Origin of the sequence: Vibrio parahaemolyticus, from assembly GCF_900460535.1 — a bacterium.
Lineage (GTDB): Bacteria > Pseudomonadota > Gammaproteobacteria > Enterobacterales > Vibrionaceae > Vibrio > Vibrio parahaemolyticus.
Genome location: NZ_UHIL01000001.1, coordinates 1,610,705 through 1,635,841 on the forward strand (window position 1 = coordinate 1,610,705; position 25,137 = coordinate 1,635,841).

Here is a 25,137-nt window from a genome sequence, read left to right on the forward strand (position 1 = left end):
GATGAAATTAGCAACCAAGAAAAATGGGACTCGTGACGGTCTGTTGATGGTCGTGAGCAAAGACTTAACGCGCTGCGTACCCACAACAGAAGTTTTCCACCCGAGAAACCTAGCACCGACCATGCAAGTTGCACTTGATAATTGGGAAGCTGTTGCACCACAGTTGGAAGAAATTTACACCGCACTGAACAACGGCACGGTCGCAGGGTTTGAAGAGTTTGAGGCGCATTACTGTGAGTCTCCGTTACCTCGCGCTTATCAGTGGGCGGATGGCAGTGCTTATGTCAACCATGTCGAGTTGGTTCGTAAAGCGCGCGGCGCAGAAATGCCAGAGAGTTTTTGGACTGATCCTTTGATGTATCAAGGTGGTTCAGATGCGTTTATTGGCCCTTGCGACAATATTGAGTTTGCCAGCGACGAATGGGGTATCGATTTTGAAGGCGAAGTTGCCGTTGTAACTGGCGATGTTCCGATGGGCGCAAGTATTGCTGAGGCGCAAGAATCTATTCGTCTCATTATGTTAGTGAACGATGTCTCGCTACGTGGTTTGATTCCTGCGGAGCTCGCAAAAGGGTTTGGTTTCTTCCAATCTAAACCGTCTTCGGCGTTTTCTCCTGTAGCGGTTACCCCTGATGAATTGGGCGATGCATGGTATGAAAACAAAGTTCATTTACCATTGGTTTCCACTTACAACCACAAGCCGTTTGGTCGCCCTAATGCTGGCGTTGATATGACTTTTGACTTTGCAGACTTAATCGTTCATGCCACAAAAACGCGCCCACTATCGGCTGGCGCAATCATCGGTTCTGGTACGGTGTCTAACAAGCAAGGCACTGACCATGGCACTTCGATTGAGGAAGGTGGCGTTGGTTATTCATGTATCGCGGAAGTCCGTATGATCGAAACCATTCGTGATGGCAAGCCAGCGACAAACTTTATGTCGTTTGGTGATTCGATCAAACTTGAGATGTTTGATGTTGAAGGTAATACTATTTTTGGTGCTATTGATCAGCAAGTTAGTCAATACTTGAAACATTAAACAGCAAAATAGGGACAAGCCATGGGCGATGACATCATTCTTTATGGATATTGGCGATCTTCGGCGGCATATCGAGTGCGTATATGCTTGAATTTAAAGCAACTGGCGTATGATTCAGTGTCTGTTCACTTAGTTCGCAATGGCGGTGAACAGCACAATGAGCAATACCACGATCTTAACGCCTCAGAGCTGGTACCTGTGCTGGTGGATGGCGACTTACGCTTAAACCAGTCACTCGCGATCATTCAATATCTTGAAGAAAACTACCCAGATGTGTCGGTCATTCCTGAACAAATGCCATTACGTTATCAAGCGTTGGCGATGGCGCAGGACATCGCCATGGAAATTCATCCTTTAAACAATCTGCGTGTCTTGCAGTATCTGGAAGGAACACTAGGTTGTGAACAAGCGCAGAAAGAGGAGTGGATTCATCACTGGATCAAACAAGGCTTTGCTGCGTTAGAAGAGAAACTGGCCAAATATCGAGAAGAGCATGGAAACTGTAAATACAGTGTGACTGACTCACCATGCATCGTTGATATTTGCCTTGTGCCTCAAGTCTACAACGCGCAACGTTTTGGAGTTGATATGTCGCCTTATCCGGTTATCAACGCAATTGTAGATGCTTGCAACCAACTGCCAACTTTCATTGATGCCATGCCAGACAATCAACCAGATGCTAACACTTAATGATTGTTAATCAGGCACAACGTACAAGAGCCAATCCCTAGAAAGATTGGCTTGTTTTTGCTTATCCTCCGCGAACTTTTCTTCATTGCTTATGTCATCGCACCTCAAAATTGATAGGTTTTGTTGCTCTGTATAGCATTTCCATTTACGCTTTGAGCAACTAGTTGTTTTGGGCGCACTTTATCTATGACCAACATCTTTATCATTGTTGTTCTTCTGGTTGTATTCTTCTTTATTATTCAAAAGTACGTGATTAAGCACGACGACACGCGTGACTATCCATATCGTGCGAAAGGTCCGTTACTAAGAGGGCAAGAAGGTGCTTTTTTCAATGCGCTAAGAGCCGCAGTTGGAGAGCATGCTGTCGTGTTTGCCAAGGTGAACATGTCTACTTTGGTTGCTCCGAAAGACATCAAGAATAAAAAGCAGTTTTTCGTGGCCAATAATCGCATCGCGCGCAGTTATTTCGACTACGTAATTTGTGACCCAAGAACGTTAGAACCGCGCGTAATTATCGAGTTTGATAACGGGCAGCAATTGAATAAAGGTAAGGTGGAGCGTCAGAAGTTGCTGATGCACGTATGTAAATCTGCCAACTTGCCTCTGATCGGGACTTCAGTAAAACACAGTTATCAAGTGGGACGTTTACGTCGTTTGTTGGCGGCGCATATTGATTTGATCGAGCCTGAGAAAGAAGTGCGTTTTTGTAAGAAATGCGGCAGTCCGATGATCATCAAAACCGCCAGCCAAGGTGAATTTAAAGGACGACGATTTTTCACCTGTAGTCGTCAACCTAATTGTACTTACACTGAAAACTACAATGTGGTGTTTGAGTCTGACGACTAATACAACCAATCAAACGATAAACCTAAAGGCTTTGATTTGTGTAGATCGAAGCCTTTTTTGTATCGCCCAATACGCCAAGACCTATACTTTGAGAAAGAAAGCGGAATAGGGAAGTCGTATGCGATATGGATGGATATTTGCACTGTTGCTGCTAGCTCCACATGTGCAAGGAATGCAGAGCTTAAAGCCGCTGGAGTGCAAACTGACAGAAACGCCACAAGACCACTTTTTGTTTTATCATGAACAGATGGTTTATCACAGCGAGCAGTTTGTGATTTTCCAAAACTTTAAAGGCAGAGTAAGTACTCAAGTCGATGTCAAAACGGGTAAACTGATCCGCACTACCTACATTGGTGAGCCATTTGAGCCTAAATATCAAATTCTGTTTGGTTTTTGCCCTGATATTTCCCAGACATTACAAATTTGGATGTTAAGTGAAGTGCCTTACGACAATTGAACAAAATCGTAAAAGTTATATAGATCACACTTTTATCCCCGATAGACGAAGGGCTTGCCGATAAAATCATCTGAAAACGGGTGTTGAGTTTACATTTTCACCAAACGATTCAAAGTTGATGAATTTATGCTTGCACCCCTGATCGGATATAGCTAATATCCTTCTCGTTCCAGAGATATGCGTCCGTAGCTCAGCTGGTTAGAGTATCGCCTTGACATGGCGGGGGTCGGTGGTTCGAGTCCACTCGGACGCACCATTCTGAATTGAATGGTCAGGAATGAAAAATTTGGGTCCGTAGCTCAGTTGGTTAGAGTACTACCTTGACATGGTAGGGGTCGGCGATTCGAGTTCGCCCGGACCCACCAAATTTTAGAAGAAGCCCACCTTTCTGGTGGGCTTTTTTGTGTCTGTAACTTATTGATATTCGAGTGAAATTCCTTCTTTTGTCTTTTTTCTCTAAATTACTTCTCCGCCACATCTAGCGCTTTCATTTCTTGACCATCTTGTAACTCTGCATACTGCGCAATAACGGCGAACTGAGTATGTTCGATACGCTCTGACCAGATACGTTTTGGGATGTGGTTGAAAGTATCTGCGTAACTCGGCGCTACTTCAAGTACTAACTTGGCAATGTTATCTAGATCCAGCGACTCTACAGATGCTGGTATGGTGAGCACTATCGCGGGAGATTGCGCGAGATACTGTAAGTTCGAGTTCTCTTTTCCTAATAACTCCGGTGTTAGTCGGTGGGGCGTTTGTACATCTCCTAGGTCATAGTGACGTTGCAGAACCATGTATTTGTTTGGGATTGACTCGTGTGAGTTCCACCATTTACCGTCGACGGCGGCTAATACCAGTTTTGATTGAGATTTATCAACGACGCCAAGCTCTTGCAGACTTGCATTGAGAAGTAAACTTACATTTTGGTTGTATTCTCTTTCGCTCAGCATCTTATGTTGTTGAATGAGGTTAAGTACAATTTTAGATCCCAACATGTTGGAGTAGAGGTCTTCAAGCGAGTAGGCGGAAATGGTTTCTGGCCAACCTGAAAAACTTGCGTAGCCGTGCCACTGGGCGATCTCGTGGGATTCAGCCTTGAAGTAGGCTAAGCGCGCAGCTAAATGAGCGGCCACAGACCACCTTTGTTCATCGGTTAAAGAAGATGCGTCGAACGAGGCCATCTCGATGTATCTTGGTCCTAATTCAGCAGGTAAATCAATGCGATGGGCTTGGCCTAAGTTGGCGAGTATCTCGAAAAATAAGCCCATGGTGTCATCGGCGGTATCGCGCACATGGGCGAGGTCGATAAAGCCACCTTTTTGCGTGTATAAGATTCCGTTATTTTCGCTGCCGCCATGACCCAATGCCGATGAGGATGACGGTGTGTAGTGATATATCCCGCTGGCAAACTTGTGCGGGCCTATCTCCTCAAGTTCGACAACGTTGCTCAGTCTGAAGAAGGGCACTGGAACTGGTCCAATTTTGACTTTCTGCATATCCCCAAAGGCACAACACGGGCGTACGTTCTGCGGTACGGTCAATTGAGGGTAGCGAGACTCATCCAAATACCAATTTTGATTGGTCGTCAGATCACCTGCGAGCATATCAGCGGCCTGATTCGAACTTGGCATCGCATGAATTGCCCAATTGTCGGACGAGCATCCAGCCAAGAAGGTACAAAGGGTGGCAGTGTAAAGAGATATAAAAAGTATACGGTTCATTTCAGTTAAAACGCTTCATTAATTGCAAAATAAAATCCACTTTGATCGTTACCAAAGCCGATATCTAAGCGCAGGTTAACTCGCTGCTTGATTTCAAATCGGTAGCCAACGCCGACAGAGTAGAGCCATTCGTCTTGACCCAGTTGATCAAATTCTTCAGCCAGTGTGCCTGCTCCTAACCAGTACACCATGCCATGGCGCCCAGATAGCGGCTGCCGGTACTCTACTTGGGTAATCAGCATATTTCTGCCGCGATATTGGCCTTGTTCATAGCCACGAAGAGCCTCAGCGCCTCCGAGCATTGCCATTTGATCCCAGCTCACGTCGCCGAAGTTGGATTCGGAGCGTATTTGCCAGGCCAAAACACCAGGAATTGACGATAGGGCACGATAATCGCTGTAATTAAGCCTCACACGTTCAAAATCATTATCTGAGCCTAATTCAGTGCTGAAGTGCTGGTATTCAAGCTCAATCAGCCTGCCTTTTGAGGCATTTAGGGCGAAGTCCCGAGAGTCATAAGTGAGGTTGAGCATGCTGCCAATATTTCGCTGCGTGCTAGGAAACTCCGCCAAATCATCACCTATCCAGGGGATGTGTGTATTTTCTTGTTTGGCGTTGGATGCTTCATTGTGGAAAAAGGAGAGCCCTATGCCTAAGTAGGTAAATGGTAATACACGCGTCATACCAGTGATTGAGGCGGAATAACTGCGTCGGTCATAATTAACTCGTTCATTGTGCATTCCTGCATCAACGCTCATACCATGAAATACATCGGGAGAATCCGTTAGTTCAGCGTCAACAAACAAGCGGTATTTATCGTTGTTTAAGTAGTTGGCATTGTTGATAGATACCCCATAAGCACCATTTATTGACCCAAAACCGTTAACGGTAATAGAGCTTGGCTGGGAGTCGATATCATTGATATCTGGCTTATAGAGGCCGACCGCCGATACGCCAATACCAAACTTTTTCTCTGGAGTATAAAAGGGACCGGGCATGACACTCCAGTCGATGCCTTTTTTAGGATCGAACTGACCATCCGCGCCTAGTTCCAGCAATAAGTTCTCAAGCCACGCTTGATATTGCTGATAGCTTGTCAGTTCTTGCATTTCTGACTTTTGGTTAGCCGCTTCGGCGAGAATTGCTTCAGATAGAAATAGACAAACAATAGGAAGTAATCTTGTCATGCTTTCAACCCTAGAATCGACGACCTAATGAAAAGAATAAGGTCTCACGTTCCCCAAATCCGGCCTCCATCAATATCTCCCAGTCTTTGTTAAAGGCATATTGGAAACCAAGCACACTGTTCCAGTTCTCATCGGCACTTTGACTGACGTTGAAGCCCGCATCAGGGCTCAAGTTTTCAACTAAGCCAAGTAGTTGCGGTGGTAGGTTTAAGCTTTTGAGGTCACCAGACAATTCTTGTTGAACATTTTGATACATGGCGCCAACAAATACGCGCAGTTCGCGTCCACCATCGTATTGCCAGCGATATCCGACTCGAGGGGCAGCCACGAAGGTTTTAATATTGCCATCAATGGCGGCTATGCTGGTGTAGGTGTAGTTCATATCGAGTAGTGCGAACCAATTTCCCACACCGCCAGCTAATGTGGTGCCTGCTCCATAGGTTCCTCCGTCCATCTCTAACTCAAATGCGGCGCTATCCGGTAGTTCGTCACCCGCGGCATCGAGCAGCGAACACAGAACTTTGTTTCCGATACCTTGCACGGAGGAAGTATCGCAACTTAAAGCGTTAATTTTTGCTGTGCTCGTGCCTTGGGTATAACCAATAATTCCATAGATATTCATAAACGGGAAAATCCACACGTCTCCCCTTAGAGTAATATTGGAACCTTTAAAATCGGCGTGGTTAGCATCAATATCAAGTGCCTCAAGTACCGGATGTCCTGTTAAATCAATGCTGTTGACCGTGATTGGATTGCTCATATCCATGTATGAAAGGGAAAGACCATAAGGTTTTGGCAGTGAATAGCCACGCTTTTCTGCTTCATCTCCCCAAATAGGGAAAAATGAATCTTGAGCAAAACTTAACTGGGTAAATAAAGTGGTTAAAAATACCAGTCCTATTTTTAATTTCACAATGGTCTCTCTTTAATATTCTAAATACCCATTTTCTAAAAATGTGTATGTGTTATTTCAAAATTTATTTTGATAATTCATTACATGAATAGCATGGCTATTAATATCGAGTTTCTAAACTCTGCGCACATTTTGAGGTTTACAAAACAGGTCAGAAAACAATTTGCCGATCAGAAGAATTATTAAAATATTCGTCAGCATTAAAATTGGTGTTTCAATTCTATATATTGGAGTCAGGTTTAACGCGCCGGAGGTCAGTACAACCAATAGATTAATCCCTAGAACTCGATGAATCAGCATTTTGGGTGTTGAAAATACCTCCCAAATTACTATCGTGTTGATGAAGTAAAATAACGCTAACTGCCATAGCTCAGTCATGAGTGGCATCAAAAACACGTACTCCAGTAGAATTACGGTTCCTGTGCCTATAACACCAAAGAAAGCATCTTTAAGTACGCTCGGTGGCATTGTCGGTAAGATGCAAGAAAAAGCCGCTGCGATCATAGGAAAAATAGAACCACCGGGTATTGGGAGATAAATCCAAACGAGCAATGATGTTACGAACATCGACACCCCGTGAAACACTTTACGTTTATCCTCTTTGATATGTTGGAAAAATGTTCGTTTTCCTTGGCGAAGTGATGAGTTAACGCTTTCTATTTTATCGCTATCTTTGACACCAATGAGCGAAGTTTGAGGCTTATCTACATAAAAGTTTTCTAACTGTTCGGTAAGAGCTTTCCATTCTGCACTGTTTGAATTTGACTTATCCCCTCGGTTTAGTAGTTTTTCTTGAATGTGAGTCAGTTCGTTGACTCGCTCAAGCCAAGCACGTCGGTGCTGTCTGAGCCGATAGCTGCCTTTTAACGGTAGGTTAAGCAGTTGATAAAGCTTGTTGATATTTCCTGAATTGGCTTCTAGCGCTTCAAGGTTAAAGTCGTGCTTATTTTTAAGAGCTTCCAGTAGCAACGTTCGACAGTCTTCAAACTTCTGAATGAATTTCTGCTCTGTATTTACTGGCCAAATGACTCGATAAATAACAGAGAATGTTATTACACCTAGAACTGTTTCTTGAAGTCGCAATATCGCGAAATGAAATATAGTTTGATCATCAAATTGACCCATACAAGCAACTAACGCACAAACCGTAAAAGCCATCGAAAATATGTAGCCATATTTCTCGTCACTCGACATGAAAATACACAAGCCAAGAAACAGAGTTAAAAAGCTCAAAAACAAAAATGGATCTTGAGGAAACGTACCAATTAAGAAAAGTGCATAAGCGATTCCGATGAGCGTTCCCCAAACGCGGTTGTGTCCTTTATGAATTGAGTGGGCAAAGCTTTCATTTAGTGCCATAACAGCAACCGCAATGGCCGCCCAATAAGGTTTTTCCCACTGAAACCACAGTGCAAGGCAAATAGCGACAACAATTGAGAGCGCTGCTTTTATTGCTTCTTTAGTCGATGAACTCAGCATGACCTTCACCTAATTAGTGTTTGATGATTTTTATCGATGCCGTCATGCCTACGCGAAGCTGCAGATCTTTTGGCATTTCATTTAATGTCACTTTGACTGGGATACGTTGAGCTAAGCGAATCCATTGAAAGTTAGGGTTCACTGTTGGCAGAAGGTCATTGCCTGTTATGCCATCTTTTTTCGCAATGCCAAAACCAATGCTTTTGATTTTGCCTTCTAACGCGACGTCATCATGCATGAGTAATGTCACGGTTGCGCGGTCGTTAGGGGCAATGCCCGCGAGGTCTGTTTCTTTAAAGTAACCTTCAATCCAGAAGCTATTTTCATCAATAAGGGCGACAACAGGGGAGTTAGCGACCACTTGAGAGCCCACTCGAACGTTTAGATTGGTGATGTAACCATCGGTCGGCGCGTAAACTTTGGTGAAGTCCAAGTTAAGCTGCGCTTCTTCAATGTTTGCTTTCGCTAGTTCAACATTTGCCTGCGCTGTTTGTACGGCATTATGTAAATTGCTAAGAGTTAACGCAGGCACTGCACCGTGCGTACGTTTCTCTAATTTTCGTGCTCGCTGTTCTTCATTTTGTGCCTTTGCTAGCAATGCAGTCGCTTGTTTCTGGTTTGCCAGTGCTTTGTGGTAAGACGCAACGTATGTGCTTGGATCAATCTCAAACAGCAAATCTCCCTTTTTTACTTTTGAGTTATCAGCAACATACACCTGCGTAACCTGCCCAGTGACTCGAGGCGTAATGGAGATAACATAAGCACTCACTTGTCCGTCTCGCGTCCATGGATTGTTTGTGTATGTTTGGTAGTGGGTGTAAAGCACGGTACCCGCGGTACACAACAAAATAAGAGTAATGAGATAACGTTTAATCACAGTGCGCTTTCCTCAAAAGATCGAAATAAATTGGCCAATAACGCCTGTAAAAATGACAATCAGACTTAGCTCTGCCAGTGCAGGGAATGCAACGTACTTATGTAGTCCGCATCTCGTTGCTAGCGAAGTCACCATCGTGGTCAGAACGTAAGCCAATCCGATGACTAAAAGCAGCGGCGGGAAATAGATTTCACCCCATACCAGCTCGTGCGGCATTGTGTTCATGAAGTTGTCTCGTTTGTCTTGGATGAGGCAAAGATAAGGGAAGAGATGAAAAGCAGATAATCGCATTTGTAGGACGCCATCCTACAAATGGTGTAAGTAAAATCTGAGTCTTGTTCTGCACCGAAAACCGAAGAGTGATGCGCTTGATGTTCAAAGCCTGAACAGTAGAGCTATTGCCAGCTCATCAATGCCCGTTTTTGTTCATGTTAGACAATGAATCATTGAATCTTTGACTAAGCTTACTCAAGGGCAGTGTTCGTCGATTTGGCCGGAAACGATTAATGCCCTGACGATAGCAGTTTAGAGTTCGAGCTTCGACTTCACATCAACTCCATCGATGATCGTTTACCAACATTGCATTTGGTGAATAAGAAAATTAATCAACTCTTCAAAGAGAATCATGTTGAAACCTCTTACCCTCAAATTGATGTTCACATGAAGCATGCAGATCAGAAAAAGCGCCGACTTGTAACACTTCGGTGCATTCATATGTCACCAGTTCCCAAAGGTGATGAGCTCTGCGAGCGAAGCTTTTGATGGTTGTCTATTACGTCCTTATGCGATGAAACCGTTTGTAGGGTTAGGTCCTACATAAGCGATTGGTTGAGGTAACGCTTTTCGATAATACTGACCATATCAACGAGCACTAATCCAATTCACTTCCTATTGAAAAGGAAAATGGACATGACAAAACATTCAAAAATTTTCGCTGGCGTCGCTTCAGCAATTGCCCTTACTGCGGGCGTTGCAGCTTGGGCGGCAGGCGATCAAGACTTTAGCTCAATGCAGATGAAAGGCGTGGAGCAAATCGAAGTTAAGGTCGACTTAGATGGGGCAGCAAAACGCCTATCAAAAGCGGTGTAATTCCCAACAATTTCCAATCAAGATTGCAGTGATTTTGCGCCAGATGTTTACACGATTACGGCAATTCAGTTGGAGAATACAACAGAGTTTGAAGGGTTCCATGGTGTGAATGAGCGCATCCGTGTAGACGAGTACGGCCGTTCAATTGGTTTCTTCTACCAGCTTATGGATAACCTCGATTATTTGTGAGAACACTTGATAGCGAGGGATTCGAGCGTAATTGCTATGCCGAATACTCAATGAATAGATGTACAGAAAAGTAATGCAGGCATAGCGATGAAAGGTATCATTTCAATTAAAACTTACGGCGTAGTTAGGCATTTAAGTAGCAGCGTGACCGGGTTTCCTGTTCAACGAATGGGGTTGGACATATGGCCAATCCACGCTGTTCAAAATGCACAACAAATACAAGACCATGAGGTGTTTGTCGGTAGAAGCCTTGTCGATGAATTACTAGCGTTGACGGATGGAGTAGAAAGCTTCTGCCAGCTATCCGAATGTGGCGCTGTCATTGCGGGTTATCAAACGGACTTAAAGTTCTGCGATTCAGTTTGTGAGTTAGTTACGCGATTAAAGGAGGAAAGTCGCCAAGTACTTTATGTCTGTCACCCAGAGCTAGCTGAGCCTATCGCTGATAAAGAGTCTCACGCTCCATTGTTTGAGAGTCTGATGCCAATGGCCGACGTGATTGTATCGAGTAAGAACGTGCTGGAGCAGTTTACAGGAGTCAAGATTAGTAACGTTGAATCAGCGACGCAGGCTTGCCAAAAGGCCCTCGAAATGGGGCCGAAGCTCATCCTTGTGACAAATATTGAGCTTGAAGAACACTTCACGATGATGCTAGCAACACCGAAATCTATCTATATAAGTCAAAGGCCGATGCTAGATTTTGAAACGCCACCAGCTGGTGTTGGGGACTTAACAGCGGTGGTGTTTACGGCCTGTTTAGTCAAGCGTATGTCTCCGGTTGCAGCGTTACGTCATACCAACAATGCGGTGTATGGCGTACTTGAGTTGACTTATGACAATGGGAGTTCGGAGCTAGAAACGATCTCTGGCCAGTATGAGTTTGTTGAGCCTACGTTTGATTTCCCTGTCAAGAAACTCATGGCGCTCTCGATGGTATAGAAATCTGGAATAGTAAACCGCGAGGCAATAAACTGTTCGATTGTCACATCTCACTCATTTCTAATGACACGACGGTGAACGATAGTGATATTTTGAGTAAGTCACTGAACGTGGGGGAATAACATGACGTTTAACTTTGAGCAGCTGTTGGCATTTGTCACTGTGTATGAAGAATTATCATTTAGTAAAGCAGCCGTTAAGCTCAATAAGCACCGAACGACAACGGGGCAAGTCATCAGCAATCTTGAAGATCAGTTGGCTATCACTTTATTTGACCGAGTAGGCCGTTCTGTTGAGCCTACCGAAGATGGTCACTTGCTTTATCACTACGCCAAGAAAACAGTCGAACAGGCGAGGATATTTGAAAACATCGCACTGAGCCTTTCTTTCGGAGGTTTGGAGCGCGTGGTGATTGCCTATTCGAGCTTTATGCCGCCTTCTGCTTTGTTCATGATTCGCAAACAACTAGCGAAAGATTTTCCGACCATGCGCGTTGAGTTATTAGTGCGTGATCGCGCTGAAATCAAGCGCGGTATTGTTGATGGCTCAATCCACTTTGGATTAGTTAATGTGCACGAAAGTAGCGCGATGCACAGCATGGACTCGGTTTTTTTAGGCCACGTCGAGTTCGTTCCTTATGTTCAAGCTGGTGGACGGTTAGCGAAATTAGATCAGAACTCAGTTGTTGACGCGATGGTGACCGAGAGACAGTTCATTCTAAAATCGCTAGTTGATGAAGGCTTAAAAGAGAAATTCATATTTTCAGCCAATAATGAGCAAGTCGATCAGCTCTCTGTTGTCATCAATATGGTGCGAGAGGGGTTAGGGTGGTCGTGGCTACCCAAGGCATTAACCAAGCCTCAGTTTAAAGCAGAAGGTATCGAGCCTGTGAGTATCGACCTAATGCTAGAAGGGATGAAGCTGCCGCTTTCAATGTGGTGCCCACACGCGAAATATTTAAAGGATATTAAAGCGTCGATAATGCACGCAGTACATGAACATGTTGAGTCGTACAACCCGTGATGTATTGATAGGTCGATAGCGCTTTAACGTAAGGAATTATCAAGGATGAATATGAAAGCGAACTACCATGTCCACGAGGATATGTATGTTCAAGCCCGAAAAGAGGGCTGGGAAGGATGGGGAGGCAATGAGCGAATATCGCAAGCCATTCTTGTTCAGCGCTTTATTGAGCTAGAAGGAGCTCCGACTTTTGGCAAACTCTTGGAAGTTGGCTGTGGCGAAGGGCATCACTGTCGAGCATTTTTTAAATTAGGCTTTGAAGTAACAGGTATTGATATTTCACCGACTGCCATATCTTGGGCAAAAGAAAAAGCGAGAGATACTGGCAATCAAGGGGCGTTTTACGTCGCGGACTTGACCGAGAAAACGCTTGAGATTCCAGAGATCTATGATGTGGTGATCGACGGAAACTGTTTACACTGCATCATTGGTGAAGATCGGAATACTTTTCTAGGTCATATCTATAATTCTTTGGTTGAAAATGGCGTTTTCTTTGTGAGCAGCTTGTGTGCCAAAGACAGTAATAGCTACGAAATCATCAAAAATGACCATGTTTATCGACATGTATCTTCACAACAATCTTTGATTACGGAACTAGAACAGTCAGGCTTTCGTGTGGTTACTGCAAACGTCTACGAACGTGAAGAGATAAATCACATTACGATACATGCTGTAAAAGTTGTTTATTCGTGATGAAGTCGGTATTGTTTCCAGTCACGCCTTAGATAGCCATTATTAATTATTTATCAAACTCTTATCTAAGGTTTTTATTTCTATTTGCTTGCCGGAAATCAGAAAAATACTAATGAAAATAATATCCAAAGCGTTATGGGCAACGTGTTTTATTGCCTTTACTAGTGTTGCTTCACAGCTTGAAGAGCCTCAAACTGCGGTTTTAAACTACGGACAAACCTCGGTTTCAGCACCGATACAGGTTGATCGAGGATTTGACGCCGTTGAAGACAGTGATGAGGAAATCATCGAGCTCTCAGGCTCCGTGATTAAGGAATATTCGGATTACGTTGTTGATGTGCTTGTGGTTCGCAAAAGCAAATCTCGTCACTCAAGCCGTGAGTTAAAAACCACGCTCTTTGTCCAGCAAGATCAGCTTGGAAAACCAATGATGATTGGTGGCGTGAACAACGAGGTGTTTACCCTCACGTTAAAATAATTGGGTAACCTTTCAATCAGTATTAATGGTTTTAACGCATAACTTATCGGTTATGCGTTTTTTGTAGGTAGTAAAATAGCGATGGAGTCGTGATGCCCAAAGTCATATTAAAAGGATTTATATTGGTGCCTGAAGGGGAACTTGAAACGGTAAAAAGTGCGCTGCCTATTCATATGCGATTAACTAAAAGCGAGGCTGGGTGCCTTGTGTTTCAAGTGGTGGAAAACCCTGACAACCCGTTGCGCTTTGATGTGTACGAAGAGTTTACAAATCGAGATACGTTCGAGCACCATCAACTCCGAGTCAAAGATTCAGACTGGGGGCGGCTGACAGTGAATGTTGAGCGCCATTATGAAATTTTGGATGTTCAGGAATAATGAGGCGAGTCATTCTGTGTCAAATTTGACTCAAATAGTGTTTTTTGCCCAGTTGGCGACTTTACGTTAGCTTACCTATTAATTTAAACCGTTTAAGGTAAAGAAATGACGAGAAGAATATTCGTATTGCGCCATGGTGAAACAGAGTTTAACGCAGACAAAAAGTTACAAGGTCACTGTAACTCTTCACTGACATCGAAAGGTAGCGACCAAGCAAGACGCGTTGGCACGACGCTCAAACAGTATGTTGAAAACCGTCCTTTCCGTGTCTACTCAAGTACGCTTGGGAGAGCACTTCAAACATCGCAAATCGTATGTGAAGAGCTTAACTACTCGTATGAAAACCTCAACAAAGAGCCTAGGCTAAAAGAGTTTTCTCTTGGTGAGTGGGAGCAAAGAACGATTCCCAGCTTAGAGCAAGAAATTCCCAACTTATTGGCTCAAAATGACTGGTATCTTCAAGCGCCAAACTGTGAAACTTATGAGTCGGTAAGGGAGCGTTTGTCCTGCTGGCTGAGTGATGTAACGCATGACGAAGACATTGTCGTGGTGAGCCATGGGCTAACAGGCATCGTGCTAAGAGGATTGCTGTTGGGTATGGATTACACTCAAGTTTGGCAGCAAGATTTACCTCAAGATGCCTTTTTCATTATCGAAGACGGTCGAATCACTCGTGTCAACTGTGTGGATACTGTTGAGGTAGTCTAACTCGGTTTGTTTATGTTTGCGTCTGCTTGATTTTGGTCAGTAATCAAAATAACTTAGTACACAGGCTTATAGAAAATACGCTTGCAAGGCTGATCATGGACGATTGGTCTCAAATGTACATTTATAGAATGCAATTCAAGGATGGATGATGACGTACAAACAGTGGTTTTTTGCCGCAGCGCTGCTTTTAAGTGGCCCAACTTTACTGCCTTTTACTCTAGAGGCTATTGTGTTGATAGAAATCATCGGAATGGCGGGAGTGGTGGCACTTTATAGCGCTTATTCACAATGGCTTTTTAACCATCCGTTAACGGTTCGGGCTTGTGAGGTCGCGACGAGCCTAGATATCCAGCCTCAAAGAGTTATTACCAAACCAGATTTACGCTCTCTGCCTTATTTGTTTCCGCACTACTTGCCAATCAATACGTTGTTAGTGAGCGCGATTGTGACCACGTTTTTGTTTCGTCTGTCTGGAACATTGTAATGATGCTTTCAATACGCAGCTATCGCGCTGATGATGCGCCAACACTATGGACGCTCTTCTACCATACGGTTCGAGAAGTAAACTGCCGCGATTACCAAACAGATCAAGTGAAAGCTTGGGCTCCCGATGATTTTGAACCAAAAACTTGGCAAGCGAGGATGGACACCATCACCCCATTTATTGCCGAAATTGAAGGTGAGATAGTCGGTTATGCGGACTTACAGCCAGATGGTTTCATTGACCATTTCTTTTGCCATCATCAGCATCAAAGGACAGGTGTTGGCCGCGCATTGATGGCTCATATTTTCTCTCAAGCGGAGTCATTAGCGTTACCGTATTTGTACTCAGAGGTCAGTATCACTGCTCGTCCGTTCTTTGAACGGATGGGGTTTAAAGTGATTAAACATCAAGAAGTTGAAGTGAGAGGGCAACACTTAACTAATTATGTGATGAAGAAGTATCTATCGCGTAATTAGTGAGCTTGGACACAGATAAGAGATGTTTTCTGATGTGAATTCCAGTTCATTGATCTAAGACCAAAATTTCGTTTCAAAACAGTGTACATAATCTCTACTCAGAGTTATCAAACAGGTATGTTTCTATCTCACAACCGCAAAGTTGTTCATAAAAATCAGATTGATAGAAAGATGACTGAATGTGGCTCGAAATGCCTAATGTCATGGCCAACCAACTCAGGAAGAGTAGTAGTACTATGCGCCCATATCTCAAATACATCATCCCAACGGTGATTCCGTTACTTATTTGGCTGATGCCTTTGTCAGCGTTTCCTTTTGACGGCATCACCATCGTCCAACAGCGAGTTATCGCGATCTTTTTGCTGGCTGCGCTCTGTTGGGTGTTCGAGCCTATTCCAATTTATGCCACGTCGGTGGTGATCATCGTGCTTGAGTTATTGCTCATTTCGAACAAAGGCATTGTCTTGTTTCGAACACAAGAAGGGCAGCCTCATTTTGGCGAACTACTGCAATACCACGAAATCATGGCTACCTTTGCCAGCCCAATCATCATGCTGTTTTTAGGTGGCTTTTTCTTAGCAATGGCCGCAACCAAATATCGTTTGGATGTGAACCTCGCTAGGGTGTTGCTCAAGCCGTTTGGGCAAAACCCTAAGTTTGTCATGTTAGGCCTGATGCTGATCACCGCTATATTCTCGATGTTTATGTCGAATACCGCGACCACCGCGATGATGTTGTCGATCTTAACGCCAGTTATCGCCGTGTTTGGGCCTAAAGACCCGGGGCGAATTGCATTCGCGCTTTGTATTCCTGTTGCTGCGAACATCGGTGGTATTGGGACGCCAATCGGTACGCCACCAAACGCGATTGCTTTGAAATACCTCGTGGGTGATAACTTGATTACCTTTGGGGAGTGGATGGTATTCGGCGTACCATTTGTGGTGATTATGATGGCCCTTGCTTGGCTTCTGATAGGCTATTTATACAAAGCCGAGCAGACTAAGATTGATCTGAACATCAAAAGTAAGTTCCTAAAAACACCAAAAGCGATGATTGTTTACGTCACATTCGCTGGCACCATCATTCTTTGGTTGATGGGCTCTGCGCATGGCATGAACTCATACACCGTCGCTTTAATTCCGGTTGCCGTATTCTCGCTGACAGGGATCATCAACAAAGAAGACCTCAAAAAGATCTCTTGGGATGTGCTTTGGTTAGTCTCGGGTGGTATTGCTTTAGGTTTAGCGCTCGACAAAACAGGGCTTGCGAAGCTGGTGGTGCACAGTATTCCGTTTGATGAATTCTCGCCTTATGTGGTGCTATTCGGCGCGGCATTCCTCTGCTTACTAATGGCAAACTTTATGTCACACACGGCCACAGCCAACTTGCTGATGCCAATAATGGCTGCACTTGGTACGTCCATGGCTTCTTTGACGCCATTAGGTGGTGAAGTCACGCTTATTCTTGTTGTGACCTTCGCGGCTTCGCTTGGTATGTCACTGCCTATCAGTACACCGCCTAACGCGCTCGCGCATGCCACTGGCCATGTAGAAAGTAGCCAAATGGCGAGAGTGGGTGCGGTACTTGGTATTGTTGGTGTGCTGCTAAGCTTTGTGATGGTGTGGATTCTTCATACGGTTGGGCATATTGGGTAATACATGTACGAAACCAAGTTAGATGCGTTAGTAGAACGCTACTTTAATCATATCGAACGTCGGCTGACTGTGTTGGCCGGCTCCGTATTGATCGAACAGCAAGGCTACAACGACCGTCTATATTATGTGCTCTCTGGCGAGCTTGCTGGCTTCTATGCGGACGAAGACAGAAAGCCCATTCAGGTATTTTCTGCTTCTCAAGGGGCATTTATTGGAGTGCACAGTTTTTTTTCAGGAACATGGACTGCCTCATCTACGGTGATTGCACAAACCGATGTAGAACTTGCGTGGATAGAACGCGATACGCCAGCCGTTGAAGAAGAAACTTACGGGCCATTAACCACACAGTTTATGCCCGTTATGGTGAATGAGTTGTCTCGCCGTCAGCGCCGCGCGATGCAAGAAGCGATAGCCAAAGAGAAGGCGCTGCAAAAGCTCCACACCGCAGAGCAAATGACAACACTCGGTCAGTTAGCTGCAGGTATCGCACACGAACTTAACAATGCGATTGGTGTGGTCAGCAGTAAGTCGGAGCGTTTAGAGTCCGTCATTATGACGCTGCTTGAAGAAGTGCATCCAGAGGCGAGTCAGTTCTTTGATTTTGGTTTGATGCAAGGGCAAAAAGTATCGTCTAGTGAAGCGAGAAAGCGCGGTCGTCATTTCGAAAAATATTATGGGTTGCCTAAAGAGTTGGCGCGTGATTTAGCGCGAGCCGTGCCGAGTAACTACCTCTCGGAGCATTGGTTAAAAAGGCCAGAAGAGGCGATTCGTTACTGGCAAGTTGGGCGAGACCTGCACGACTTGCGTATCGCGTCTAAGCATACGGTTGGCATTGTTCGTTCCGTTAAGCAATTGGGCAGAACGGATATCGACCTTGATGAGGCCATCAACATTAACGATTCAATAAATCGGGCATTGGCGTTGCTGCAGAGTGATTTGAGGCGCGTTAGTGTGCGTTTCAGCCCTGCAGAACTGCCGGTTTTTATTGGATCGCAAACTGAGCTTGTTCAAATTTGGGTGAATATTTTAAAAAATGCGTGCGATGCGATGATTAACATTGAGTCGCCGACCATTGAAATTCATACACGCGTGAGCAAAGGAAAGATTTTAGTCACGATCGCCAACAACGGCCCTGAAATTGATGAGGCCACGCGCCGAAAAATATTTAGGCCTAACTTTACAACGAAGAAGGGCGGATTGTCTTTTGGGTTGGGGCTTGGGCTCTCGATCGTTAAACGAATTATTGCAGGTTACAACGGTTCCATTGTCGTAAAAAGTGACAGTGAAAAGACCATTTTTAGAATCAAATTACCGGTAGAGGGTGAACATGGAGAAGCTTAATTTAATTTGCGTTGATGACCAACGAGAGGTGTTAAGCGCGGTTCTACAAGATCTAGAACCGTTGAATAAATGGCTGAATATTGAGGATTGTGAGTCTGCTGATGAAGTGCTTGAGCTGATGGATGAACTTGATGCTGATGGTGAAATGATCGCGTTAATTATTTCGGATCACGTGATGCCAGGTAAAACGGGTGTTGAGCTGCTGACGGAAATTTCCAAAGACAGCCGCTTTGTTCGCACTCGCAAAGTCTTGTTGACTGGGCAGGCCACGCACACTGATACGATCAATGCGATTAACTCTGCGGGCATCGATCGCTATTTCGAAAAGCCTTGGCAAGCCAATCAGTTGATTGAGTGCGTAAGAAACCTCGTTACACAATACATCTTTGATATGGGGCTCGATTACACGCAATATCACGAGCACTTAGATCAAAACGTTGTGTTTGACCGCTTAAGATAGGTGGGTAAAGTTAACCTGAGTTTTCGCCACAGCCACGTTCTGTTTCGATGTAAAAACCGGTAACTAAACGGTGGCTGTGCGGAACAGGTGAGAATTCCAAAATTCGAACTATGAATTCAATGAATATCGGCTAGCACTTGCGACAGATAAGGGTTTTGAGAACCAGTAACCTTGTAAATAGTCGACGCCCATCTGAGTAAAGAAGTCGCACATCTTCGCATCCTCAATGCCTTCAATCACTACCTCAATATTGTTCTCGTGGCACATTGCAATCAAAAACTTTAGGTACTCTCGCGAAGAGTGGTTTGTCAGCGTTTTCCAAGCCATCGATTTATCGATTTTTATCTGCGTCATCGGTAAATCAAAGAAGCAGTTTAAAGAACTGTACCCGGAACCAAAGTCATCCAAAGACAACGCAAAACCCAACTCACGAAGCGTGTTTAAGGGGGCCATAGCCGTTTGGTTGTTATCCAAAATGAATGTTTCGGTGAGCTCTAGCACGATAGACTGAGGTGCGACGCCAGCCTCGTCAGCCATGGCTTTGATTCTTGAGGGAAACTCACCATTCATAAGCTGCAGAACGGAGACGTTTACGTTCACTCTTACTTCATTTTGGTAGCGTTCACGGTATTGTTTTATGAACTGACAAGCTTTCGCGAACACTTGATAGCCTAGCTCGACGATCAAGCCTTTGTTCTCGGCTACGGGAATAAACTCATCGGGATAAATTTCGCCAAACTCTTTGCTACGCCAACGAACGAGAGATTCAAAACTCACCACTTCGGAGCTTTTTGCATTAATGATTGGTTGAAACTTCACACTCAAGGTTTGCTTTTCTAGTGCGCTTTTCAAACCTTGTTCGATAAAAAAGTAACGATCTACCGCGTGTTGAGTGCGTTGGCTGTAAATGGCAATCCTATCTTTATTTTGTTCACTGGCGTATTGGCATGTTCTTGCAGCTTTACGCAAAATTTCATCAGCAGAGTGAGCAGGGTCGATACAAGGGTACAAGCCAATGCTGATGTTACTGCCAAGATACTGGCCTTCTTCTACAACGGCTTCGTGATAGGTTTGTTTTATCATCTCGGCATAAGCTTGAAGCGTGTCTATTGAGCAATCGTCCTGAATTAAAATTGCGAAATCGTCATCATGTACACGATACACTGAGCAGTTAGGGGATGGCAGATGACTGAGCGTTTGCAGCAGCTTTTCCACCAAACCATTGACCAGTTCATTGCCGTACTGGTTCAGATAGGATTTGATCTCATTGATTTGGATGTAGCAAATCGACGTTGGCGTGTCTGTCGAACAGACGTGTTCTTCAATATCAAGCAGCAAATGCGCGCGGTTTGCCATACCTGAGGCGTTATCATGGAACGCGACTTGATGAATATAGCTTTCCATTAATTTACGTTCAGAAATGTCGCGATGGCTACCCACCATATAATGGCCATGCTCAGTTTCTTTGGTCATCGCAACGCCTTCAATCCAAACGTATTGCCCGTTGGGTTTGCGCAGGCGGTAAGTGGTTGTGACGCGCTTATTGTCGGTATTAATGTGGGCATCGACGCGCTTGGACAATCTTTCCCTATCCAACGGATGCACCAAATCCAACCAACGATCTAGGTTGATGCGTCCAGCATTGATTCCAAGTTGCTCATAAAATCCCTGATTGTAGAAAACCATCGTCCCAAACTCGTCCATGTAGAAGAGGCCTTCGTTGAACACATCAAAGATATGAATAAAGCGTTCTTCGACGATCTTGAGAAACTCGCGATCATTGTCTGAGGCCTGTTGATCAAAAATGGTGGTCAAGACATGTTCTCCTCGTGCCTTACTGGCAACAGAGATGAGTGGGCGTTCCTGTAACAGGGAAATGAAGTAATCATGCGCATTATTAAGATACAAATGCTAATTTAAAATAGTAGACAGTCATGTTCTTGCGCTTTCAAATGAATAAAACTTCGTTCAGTTTAACTTGCTGATCATCGATATTTATAAAACTTAGTCAACAGTAAATCGTGTTTATATGAAATAGTTATTGATGCATTCCTCAAATTATTAAAATTAGTTAATAATGCTGTCATTTCTTGAGCTAAGTCCATAAAAATAAAATGGTTTTATGAAGTAAATCGCTCTATTAATTGATTGAATGCTCATTAATTGAAATGAATTGAGGATTCTTATAACAGCTATGCGCGATATCTTTTATAATGCACGCGTTACCTAATAGTATTTAATAAATGTCACCATATGCAGTACAACCCAGAAGACTCAATTAAAATTGCAATCGCAGATGTTGCTGTCGGCATGTTTGTTACCGCGATAGAGCATAACAAACGAGTCAATTTAGCCAATGCTGGTCGAGTTTCGAGCGCAGAGGGCATTAAAAAGCTTCGCGCAAGTGGCGTGAAATTCGTTTGGGTTGATCAATCACTTTCTGCTCAGCTGTGCGTATTCAAACCCGTCGAAGAACCTATCGATATCGAAGTAGGGGATAAAACGCTTTCCGTATCAAGCAAAGTCCAACGTGCGTATCGCTCGCGAGAGGTCCAACACAAGCGTGCTAAAAAGCTGATTGCGGAAGCCAAAGGCCTAGCGCAGAAACTTCTCAACCAAACTTTTGAAGGCAAAGTTATCCAAGTCGACGAGATTGAATCGTGGGCGGATGACATGATCGAAAGTGTATTTATTGATTCAGACGCTTTGCAGTGTGTTTCTGCATTGCGCCAGAAAGATTCTTATTTACTCGAGCACTCAGTAAATGTCGCCTGTCTGCTGGTTTCGTTCGGCAAACACTTAGGCTTAGACAAAGATACCCTCAAGCAATTGGCGATTGGTGGCATTATTCACGATGTGGGTAAAATCAAAGTGGACGATAAAATTCTTCACAAGCCAGCGCGTTTAACGCCAGAAGAGTTTGAGCACATGAAGTTGCACCAAGTCTTCGCGGGCGAGATCATCGTTGAAGTGAAAGGGTTGAGCGATGTCAGCCGAGACGTGTGTTTAATGCATCATGAAAAGCTTGATGGAACGGGGTATCCGCGCGGACTATCGGGCGACGAGATTCCGATTCATGGTCGCATGAGTTGTATCGTCGACATTTATGACGCGCTCACCGCTGATCGTTGCTACAAAAAAGGCATGAGCTCAGCAGAAGCATTTAAGATTTTGCTCAGTCTAACGCCTTTCCATCTCGACCCTGACCTGGTTTACAAGTTCATCAACTGCATTGGTGTGTATCCAGTAGGTTCTATCGTGGAACTCAGTGATGGCCGAGTGGGTATTGTGTGGTCTTCGAATCCATCTCAAGCGTTAAAGCCAGAAGTGAAATGTTTCTACTCCCGTAAGTACAAACGATACATTGATGTCGCGATGGTGGATTTAAAAACAAGTACGCACAAAATTGAAAGAGCGATAGCGCCTTCATCTTTAGAGATCGATCCAAAACCGTTCTATGACTAAATCGGTGCTTAGTTTTAATCATTACTGACTATTTTCTTTACACTATTGCATATAGCGAGTATTTTGGTTGCATAATTAATGCGCAATTTGGGTTGCGCATTTGCCTCAAAAATACGTTTCAAGGATAGAAGCGTCGCTGCTACATCACTTAACTTAAGGCTTAATCTGTGGCATCAAACCATGATTGGAAAGGAGCGCCAATGCAACTCGATACTTGGATTTACTACACTCTCGCGATACTCGTTCTCACTGCTTCTCCTGGGCCAAGTTCTCTACTTTGCTTAAGTAAAGGCGTCAGCAGCGGTTTTCGTCTCGCACTGACGACGGCTCTAGGCAGTTTAAGTGCGATTACCATCATTCTTACCCTTTCTTTTACCGGTTTAGGCGTTGTGATTGCGTCTTCTGAGTTCGTGTTTAACATCATCAAATGGTGTGGTGCGGCATATTTGATTTGGTTAGGCATTCAAGCATTTCGATCAAAACAAAACGATTTTGCGAAGTCCGACTCTGCACAGGTGTCAACCAGCCACGTCAGCGCCTATACCAGTGGTTTTATCGTTGGTTCCAGTAATCCGAAAGCCATTATTTTCTTTACGGCACTATTCCCACAATTCATTGACCCAACCGCTTCGCTGCTGACCCAATATGCGATTTTCGCGGGTACTTTCGTAGTATTCGAATTGAGCTGGTTAACCTTTTACGCCTTATTAGGGGTGAAAACATCCAATTGGTTATTTGAAGCAGGACGAGCTAAGTTGTTCAATCGCTTGACGGGTGGGGTGTTTATCAGTGCTGGTGTGATGCTATCTACGGCGAATCGCAGCTAGATTGTGAGGTAACCCCTAATTTAGGGATAGCTTATTTCCAATATGGAAATTAACGGTTTGTTTTTTTTCATTAGTGGCAAGGCTTAACTAGGCGTAAAATTCACTCTAGCCCTTTAGGGGTAATGATCTGTACCTACCCAGATCCAGATGTCGTGGTCTTTTTTGCAGGAACATCCTTGATGACAAGCCTATCTGAACTCCAACAGCGTTTTCTCAATATCGCAACTGACGGCCGTTTGTCTCCGAAACAGAAGTCTAACTTCCTCGTTCTAGAAGCCGAAGCATGTATTCCATACATGCCCATTTCTGAAGCACTTCGTGAAGCGATGAGCGATGGCGTAATTTGTGACATGTTTGAAGGTCATGCGCCTTTTAAACCGCGTTACGTTTTACCTGACTATGCTAAGTTTTTATCTAAAGGCTCTGAGTATTTGGAGTTGCCACCTGCAGAAGATTTTGATGATGCGCTAAATATGCTTACCATCATCTATCATCATGTGCCGTCAGTTACTAATATTCCCGTGTATTTAGGGCAGTTAGACGACGTCCTGATGCCTTATGTAGGCGACCAAACTGAAGCGCAGATTTACAAAAAACTTCGACATTTCTGGATCATGTTGGATCGCACGTTGCCGGATGCCTTCATGCACGTGAATATCGGGCCGACAGACAACATTATCTGTCGCACTATTTTGCGTGTGGACGCAGAGCTCAAGCAAATTGCACCAAATCTCACGTTTATGTACGACGAATCGATCACACCAGATGATTTGTTACGTCAGGCGACGAAAAATATTTGTGACTGTAGCAAGCCTCATATTGCGAATTACCCAATTCACGCAAATGCTTATGACGGAGCGCGGTTTGGTATCGTCAGTTGCTACAACTCACTCCCGCTAGCTGGTGGTTCAAACACGCTTGTACGCATGAATCTAAAAGAAGTGGCGAAACGTGCAGCAAGTCGCGACGATTTTTTCAGTAATGTATTACCGACGTATCATCAACTAATGACGGAGTTGATGGACGCAAGAAGCTCGCACTTGCATGAACAATCACAGTTCTTCCAAGGCTTCTTAACCCAAGAAGGCTTGATTGAAGAGTCACGCTTTGCGCCAATGTACGGCATTTATGGCATGGCTGAAGCGGTCAACTTACTTCTTGAAAAAGAAGGGCAAACCTCCCGCTACGGACAAGACGAACGTGCAAATGCATTAGGCCACGAAATTTCAGCGACATTAGCGACATTGGTTGATTCTACGCCTGTGAGATATGGCTTAGAGGGCAAAGCGTTGTTGCATGCTCAAGGTGGTATCAGTCTCGATCTGGATGTAACGCCAGGTGTGCGCCTGCCTTACGGTAGCGAGCCAGACCCTGTTACTTATGTACAAGCAACTGCGGCGCATCATCAATATTATCGAGCGGGTATCAGCGATATTCTAACGATTGATGAAACGGTGAAGTCAAACCCAGAAGCCATGTTCAATTTATGCAAGGGCGCGTTGAACGCGGGGTATCGAGAGTTCACCGCAAACGTCGCATCGAATGATTTAGTTCGAGTGACCGGTTATATGGTGAAGTTATCTGATATCGCGAAATACGATGCGGAAGGTTCCCGTACTAATACGACGTTTTTGGGCGCTGAAGCGGCGAAAAACACAGGAATTTTAGAGCGTTCACCACGAGTGGTGAGCCAAGAAATGTCACCAGTCTACAAGTAACTAGTG

Annotated in this window: 26 protein-coding genes, 2 tRNA genes and 2 pseudogenes; 23 read left to right on the forward strand and 7 right to left on the reverse strand. The window is 44.3% G+C overall.

Annotated elements, in window-relative coordinates; all coding sequences use genetic code 11:
* The first annotated feature begins 1 nt into the window (after position 1).
* From DYB02_RS08035 to DYB02_RS08060, 6 genes are all read left to right on the forward strand, one after another.
* The gene (locus DYB02_RS08035) at positions 2-1,039 is read left to right on the forward strand and encodes a fumarylacetoacetate hydrolase family protein (protein ID WP_029804931.1); all 1,038 of its coding nucleotides are present in this window, start codon (positions 2-4) and stop codon (positions 1,037-1,039) included.
* 21 nt (positions 1,040-1,060) lie between these two features.
* Positions 1,061-1,729 (forward strand): maleylacetoacetate isomerase, encoded by a 669-nt coding sequence (gene maiA / locus DYB02_RS08040; protein ID WP_029804932.1) that lies wholly within the window; start codon positions 1,061-1,063, stop codon positions 1,727-1,729.
* Between the two features lie 186 nt (positions 1,730-1,915).
* Complete coding sequence (locus DYB02_RS08045; RefSeq protein WP_015296638.1) at positions 1,916-2,575, forward strand: DUF2726 domain-containing protein; 660 nt, start codon at positions 1,916-1,918, stop codon at positions 2,573-2,575.
* Positions 2,576-2,693: 118 nt separating this feature from the next.
* Positions 2,694-3,032 (forward strand): hypothetical protein, encoded by a 339-nt coding sequence (locus DYB02_RS08050; RefSeq protein WP_025538962.1) that lies wholly within the window; start codon positions 2,694-2,696, stop codon positions 3,030-3,032.
* 179 nt (positions 3,033-3,211) lie between these two features.
* Positions 3,212-3,288 (forward strand) — tRNA-Val (locus DYB02_RS08055).
* Positions 3,289-3,320: 32 nt separating this feature from the next.
* Positions 3,321-3,397: transfer RNA gene (locus tag DYB02_RS08060), tRNA-Val, on the forward strand.
* Positions 3,398-3,493: 96 nt separating this feature from the next.
* Here the strand turns inward: DYB02_RS08060 and DYB02_RS08065 are convergent.
* The 6 genes from DYB02_RS08065 to DYB02_RS08090 form a co-directional block, all read right to left on the reverse strand.
* Positions 3,494-4,663 carry a DUF4056 domain-containing protein gene (locus DYB02_RS08065; RefSeq protein ID WP_029804331.1) on the reverse strand — a complete coding sequence of 390 codons (1,170 nt, stop codon included), beginning with the start codon at positions 4,661-4,663 and terminating at the stop codon, positions 3,494-3,496.
* Positions 4,664-4,758: 95 nt separating this feature from the next.
* Positions 4,759-5,940, reverse strand: coding sequence for a BamA/TamA family outer membrane protein (locus DYB02_RS08070; protein WP_029804333.1), 1,182 nt, complete (start codon positions 5,938-5,940; stop codon positions 4,759-4,761).
* A 10-nt stretch (positions 5,941-5,950) separates the two neighbouring features.
* Entirely contained in the window at positions 5,951-6,853 is a 903-nt protein-coding gene (locus tag DYB02_RS08075; protein ID WP_005455036.1) for a hypothetical protein, read from the reverse strand.
* 114 nt (positions 6,854-6,967) lie between these two features.
* The gene (locus tag DYB02_RS08080) at positions 6,968-8,332 is read right to left on the reverse strand and encodes an FUSC family protein (RefSeq protein WP_029804334.1); all 1,365 of its coding nucleotides are present in this window, start codon (positions 8,330-8,332) and stop codon (positions 6,968-6,970) included.
* Positions 8,333-8,345: 13 nt separating this feature from the next.
* Entirely contained in the window at positions 8,346-9,209 is an 864-nt protein-coding gene (locus tag DYB02_RS08085) for an HlyD family secretion protein (protein ID WP_015296643.1), read from the reverse strand.
* A gap of 12 nt (positions 9,210-9,221) precedes the next feature.
* Complete coding sequence (locus DYB02_RS08090) at positions 9,222-9,434, reverse strand: DUF1656 domain-containing protein (protein WP_005454886.1); 213 nt, start codon at positions 9,432-9,434, stop codon at positions 9,222-9,224.
* 300 nt (positions 9,435-9,734) lie between these two features.
* Here DYB02_RS08090 and DYB02_RS26075 point away from each other — a divergent pair.
* From DYB02_RS26075 to DYB02_RS08155, 14 genes and pseudogenes are all read left to right on the forward strand, one after another.
* Positions 9,735-9,971, forward strand: a pseudogene (locus tag DYB02_RS26075) (hypothetical protein); the annotation flags it as partial.
* 147 nt (positions 9,972-10,118) lie between these two features.
* On the forward strand, positions 10,119-10,298 hold the full coding sequence (locus DYB02_RS25885) for a hypothetical protein (protein ID WP_225868810.1): 180 nt from the start codon (positions 10,119-10,121) through the stop codon (positions 10,296-10,298).
* A 30-nt stretch (positions 10,299-10,328) separates the two neighbouring features.
* Positions 10,329-10,487: pseudogene (locus tag DYB02_RS26080) on the forward strand (M20 family peptidase); the annotation flags it as partial.
* An 87-nt stretch (positions 10,488-10,574) separates the two neighbouring features.
* Positions 10,575-11,426, forward strand: a complete 852-nt coding sequence (gene pdxY / locus DYB02_RS08105) for a pyridoxal kinase (protein ID WP_029804335.1) — start codon at positions 10,575-10,577, stop codon at positions 11,424-11,426.
* A 123-nt stretch (positions 11,427-11,549) separates the two neighbouring features.
* The gene (locus DYB02_RS08110; protein ID WP_017448586.1) at positions 11,550-12,449 is read left to right on the forward strand and encodes a LysR family transcriptional regulator; all 900 of its coding nucleotides are present in this window, start codon (positions 11,550-11,552) and stop codon (positions 12,447-12,449) included.
* A gap of 45 nt (positions 12,450-12,494) precedes the next feature.
* The gene (locus DYB02_RS08115) at positions 12,495-13,142 is read left to right on the forward strand and encodes a class I SAM-dependent methyltransferase (protein ID WP_029804337.1); all 648 of its coding nucleotides are present in this window, start codon (positions 12,495-12,497) and stop codon (positions 13,140-13,142) included.
* Between the two features lie 112 nt (positions 13,143-13,254).
* Positions 13,255-13,620 carry a hypothetical protein gene (locus tag DYB02_RS08120; protein WP_029804338.1) on the forward strand — a complete coding sequence of 122 codons (366 nt, stop codon included), beginning with the start codon at positions 13,255-13,257 and terminating at the stop codon, positions 13,618-13,620.
* Between the two features lie 92 nt (positions 13,621-13,712).
* On the forward strand, positions 13,713-13,997 hold the full coding sequence (locus tag DYB02_RS08125; RefSeq protein ID WP_029804339.1) for a putative quinol monooxygenase: 285 nt from the start codon (positions 13,713-13,715) through the stop codon (positions 13,995-13,997).
* Between the two features lie 105 nt (positions 13,998-14,102).
* Positions 14,103-14,705, forward strand: coding sequence for a histidine phosphatase family protein (locus tag DYB02_RS08130; RefSeq protein ID WP_024701682.1), 603 nt, complete (start codon positions 14,103-14,105; stop codon positions 14,703-14,705).
* 148 nt (positions 14,706-14,853) lie between these two features.
* Positions 14,854-15,189, forward strand: coding sequence for a hypothetical protein (locus DYB02_RS08135; protein ID WP_029804341.1), 336 nt, complete (start codon positions 14,854-14,856; stop codon positions 15,187-15,189).
* 2 nt (positions 15,190-15,191) lie between these two features.
* A complete protein-coding gene (locus DYB02_RS08140; RefSeq protein ID WP_031822835.1) occupies positions 15,192-15,665 on the forward strand; it encodes a GNAT family N-acetyltransferase in 474 nt (157 codons plus the stop codon).
* A gap of 236 nt (positions 15,666-15,901) precedes the next feature.
* Positions 15,902-17,320, forward strand: a complete 1,419-nt coding sequence (locus tag DYB02_RS08145) for an SLC13 family permease (protein WP_020903846.1) — start codon at positions 15,902-15,904, stop codon at positions 17,318-17,320.
* 3 nt (positions 17,321-17,323) lie between these two features.
* Positions 17,324-18,661: a sensor histidine kinase gene (locus tag DYB02_RS08150; protein WP_005480639.1), complete on the forward strand. Its 1,338-nt coding sequence runs from the start codon at positions 17,324-17,326 to the stop codon at positions 18,659-18,661.
* The gene (locus tag DYB02_RS08155; protein WP_005454901.1) at positions 18,648-19,121 is read left to right on the forward strand and encodes a response regulator; all 474 of its coding nucleotides are present in this window, start codon (positions 18,648-18,650) and stop codon (positions 19,119-19,121) included. Before DYB02_RS08150 ends, DYB02_RS08155 begins: the two co-directional genes overlap by 14 nt.
* A 108-nt stretch (positions 19,122-19,229) precedes the next feature.
* Here the strand turns inward: DYB02_RS08155 and scrG are convergent, their stop codons facing one another.
* Positions 19,230-21,029, reverse strand: coding sequence for a regulatory protein ScrG (gene scrG / locus DYB02_RS08160; RefSeq protein ID WP_077345671.1), 1,800 nt, complete (start codon positions 21,027-21,029; stop codon positions 19,230-19,232).
* 345 nt (positions 21,030-21,374) lie between these two features.
* On the opposite strand from scrG, the gene DYB02_RS08165 reads away from it, so the two are divergent.
* From DYB02_RS08165 to DYB02_RS08175, 3 genes are all read left to right on the forward strand, one after another.
* Positions 21,375-22,586 (forward strand): cyclic di-GMP phosphodiesterase, encoded by a 1,212-nt coding sequence (locus DYB02_RS08165; protein WP_029804345.1) that lies wholly within the window; start codon positions 21,375-21,377, stop codon positions 22,584-22,586.
* A 200-nt stretch (positions 22,587-22,786) separates the two neighbouring features.
* Complete coding sequence (locus DYB02_RS08170) at positions 22,787-23,413, forward strand: LysE family translocator (protein WP_005480654.1); 627 nt, start codon at positions 22,787-22,789, stop codon at positions 23,411-23,413.
* Between the two features lie 179 nt (positions 23,414-23,592).
* On the forward strand, positions 23,593-25,131 hold the full coding sequence (locus DYB02_RS08175) for a YjjI family glycine radical enzyme (protein ID WP_029804347.1): 1,539 nt from the start codon (positions 23,593-23,595) through the stop codon (positions 25,129-25,131).
* Positions 25,132-25,137 lie beyond the last annotated feature (6 nt).

What these genes read in the sequence shown, in the direction of transcription:
- DYB02_RS08115 (WP_029804337.1), top strand. Translation starts at nt 12,495, where the DNA reads ATGAATATGAAAGCGAACTACCATGTCCACGAGGATATGTATGTTCAA.
- maiA (WP_029804932.1), top strand. Translation starts at nt 1,061, where the DNA reads ATGGGCGATGACATCATTCTTTATGGATATTGGCGATCTTCGGCGGCA.
- DYB02_RS08130 (WP_024701682.1), top strand. Translation starts at nt 14,103, where the DNA reads ATGACGAGAAGAATATTCGTATTGCGCCATGGTGAAACAGAGTTTAAC.
- DYB02_RS08045 (WP_015296638.1), top strand. Translation starts at nt 1,916, where the DNA reads ATGACCAACATCTTTATCATTGTTGTTCTTCTGGTTGTATTCTTCTTT.
- DYB02_RS08070 (WP_029804333.1), bottom strand. Translation starts at nt 5,940, where the DNA reads ATGACAAGATTACTTCCTATTGTTTGTCTATTTCTATCTGAAGCAATT.
- DYB02_RS25885 (WP_225868810.1), top strand. Translation starts at nt 10,119, where the DNA reads ATGACAAAACATTCAAAAATTTTCGCTGGCGTCGCTTCAGCAATTGCC.
- DYB02_RS08135 (WP_029804341.1), top strand. Translation starts at nt 14,854, where the DNA reads ATGACGTACAAACAGTGGTTTTTTGCCGCAGCGCTGCTTTTAAGTGGC.
- pdxY (WP_029804335.1), top strand. Translation starts at nt 10,575, where the DNA reads ATGAAAGGTATCATTTCAATTAAAACTTACGGCGTAGTTAGGCATTTA.
- DYB02_RS08090 (WP_005454886.1), bottom strand. Translation starts at nt 9,434, where the DNA reads ATGAACACAATGCCGCACGAGCTGGTATGGGGTGAAATCTATTTCCCG.
- DYB02_RS08150 (WP_005480639.1), top strand. Translation starts at nt 17,324, where the DNA reads ATGTACGAAACCAAGTTAGATGCGTTAGTAGAACGCTACTTTAATCAT.
- DYB02_RS08170 (WP_005480654.1), top strand. Translation starts at nt 22,787, where the DNA reads ATGCAACTCGATACTTGGATTTACTACACTCTCGCGATACTCGTTCTC.
- DYB02_RS08035 (WP_029804931.1), top strand. Translation starts at nt 2, where the DNA reads ATGAAATTAGCAACCAAGAAAAATGGGACTCGTGACGGTCTGTTGATG.
- DYB02_RS08110 (WP_017448586.1), top strand. Translation starts at nt 11,550, where the DNA reads ATGACGTTTAACTTTGAGCAGCTGTTGGCATTTGTCACTGTGTATGAA.
- DYB02_RS08050 (WP_025538962.1), top strand. Translation starts at nt 2,694, where the DNA reads ATGCGATATGGATGGATATTTGCACTGTTGCTGCTAGCTCCACATGTG.
- DYB02_RS08145 (WP_020903846.1), top strand. Translation starts at nt 15,902, where the DNA reads ATGCGCCCATATCTCAAATACATCATCCCAACGGTGATTCCGTTACTT.
- DYB02_RS08140 (WP_031822835.1), top strand. Translation starts at nt 15,192, where the DNA reads ATGCTTTCAATACGCAGCTATCGCGCTGATGATGCGCCAACACTATGG.
- DYB02_RS08120 (WP_029804338.1), top strand. Translation starts at nt 13,255, where the DNA reads ATGAAAATAATATCCAAAGCGTTATGGGCAACGTGTTTTATTGCCTTT.
- DYB02_RS08125 (WP_029804339.1), top strand. Translation starts at nt 13,713, where the DNA reads ATGCCCAAAGTCATATTAAAAGGATTTATATTGGTGCCTGAAGGGGAA.
- DYB02_RS08080 (WP_029804334.1), bottom strand. Translation starts at nt 8,332, where the DNA reads ATGCTGAGTTCATCGACTAAAGAAGCAATAAAAGCAGCGCTCTCAATT.
- DYB02_RS08175 (WP_029804347.1), top strand. Translation starts at nt 23,593, where the DNA reads ATGACAAGCCTATCTGAACTCCAACAGCGTTTTCTCAATATCGCAACT.
- DYB02_RS08065 (WP_029804331.1), bottom strand. Translation starts at nt 4,663, where the DNA reads ATGCCAAGTTCGAATCAGGCCGCTGATATGCTCGCAGGTGATCTGACG.
- DYB02_RS08165 (WP_029804345.1), top strand. Translation starts at nt 21,375, where the DNA reads ATGCAGTACAACCCAGAAGACTCAATTAAAATTGCAATCGCAGATGTT.
- DYB02_RS08155 (WP_005454901.1), top strand. Translation starts at nt 18,648, where the DNA reads ATGGAGAAGCTTAATTTAATTTGCGTTGATGACCAACGAGAGGTGTTA.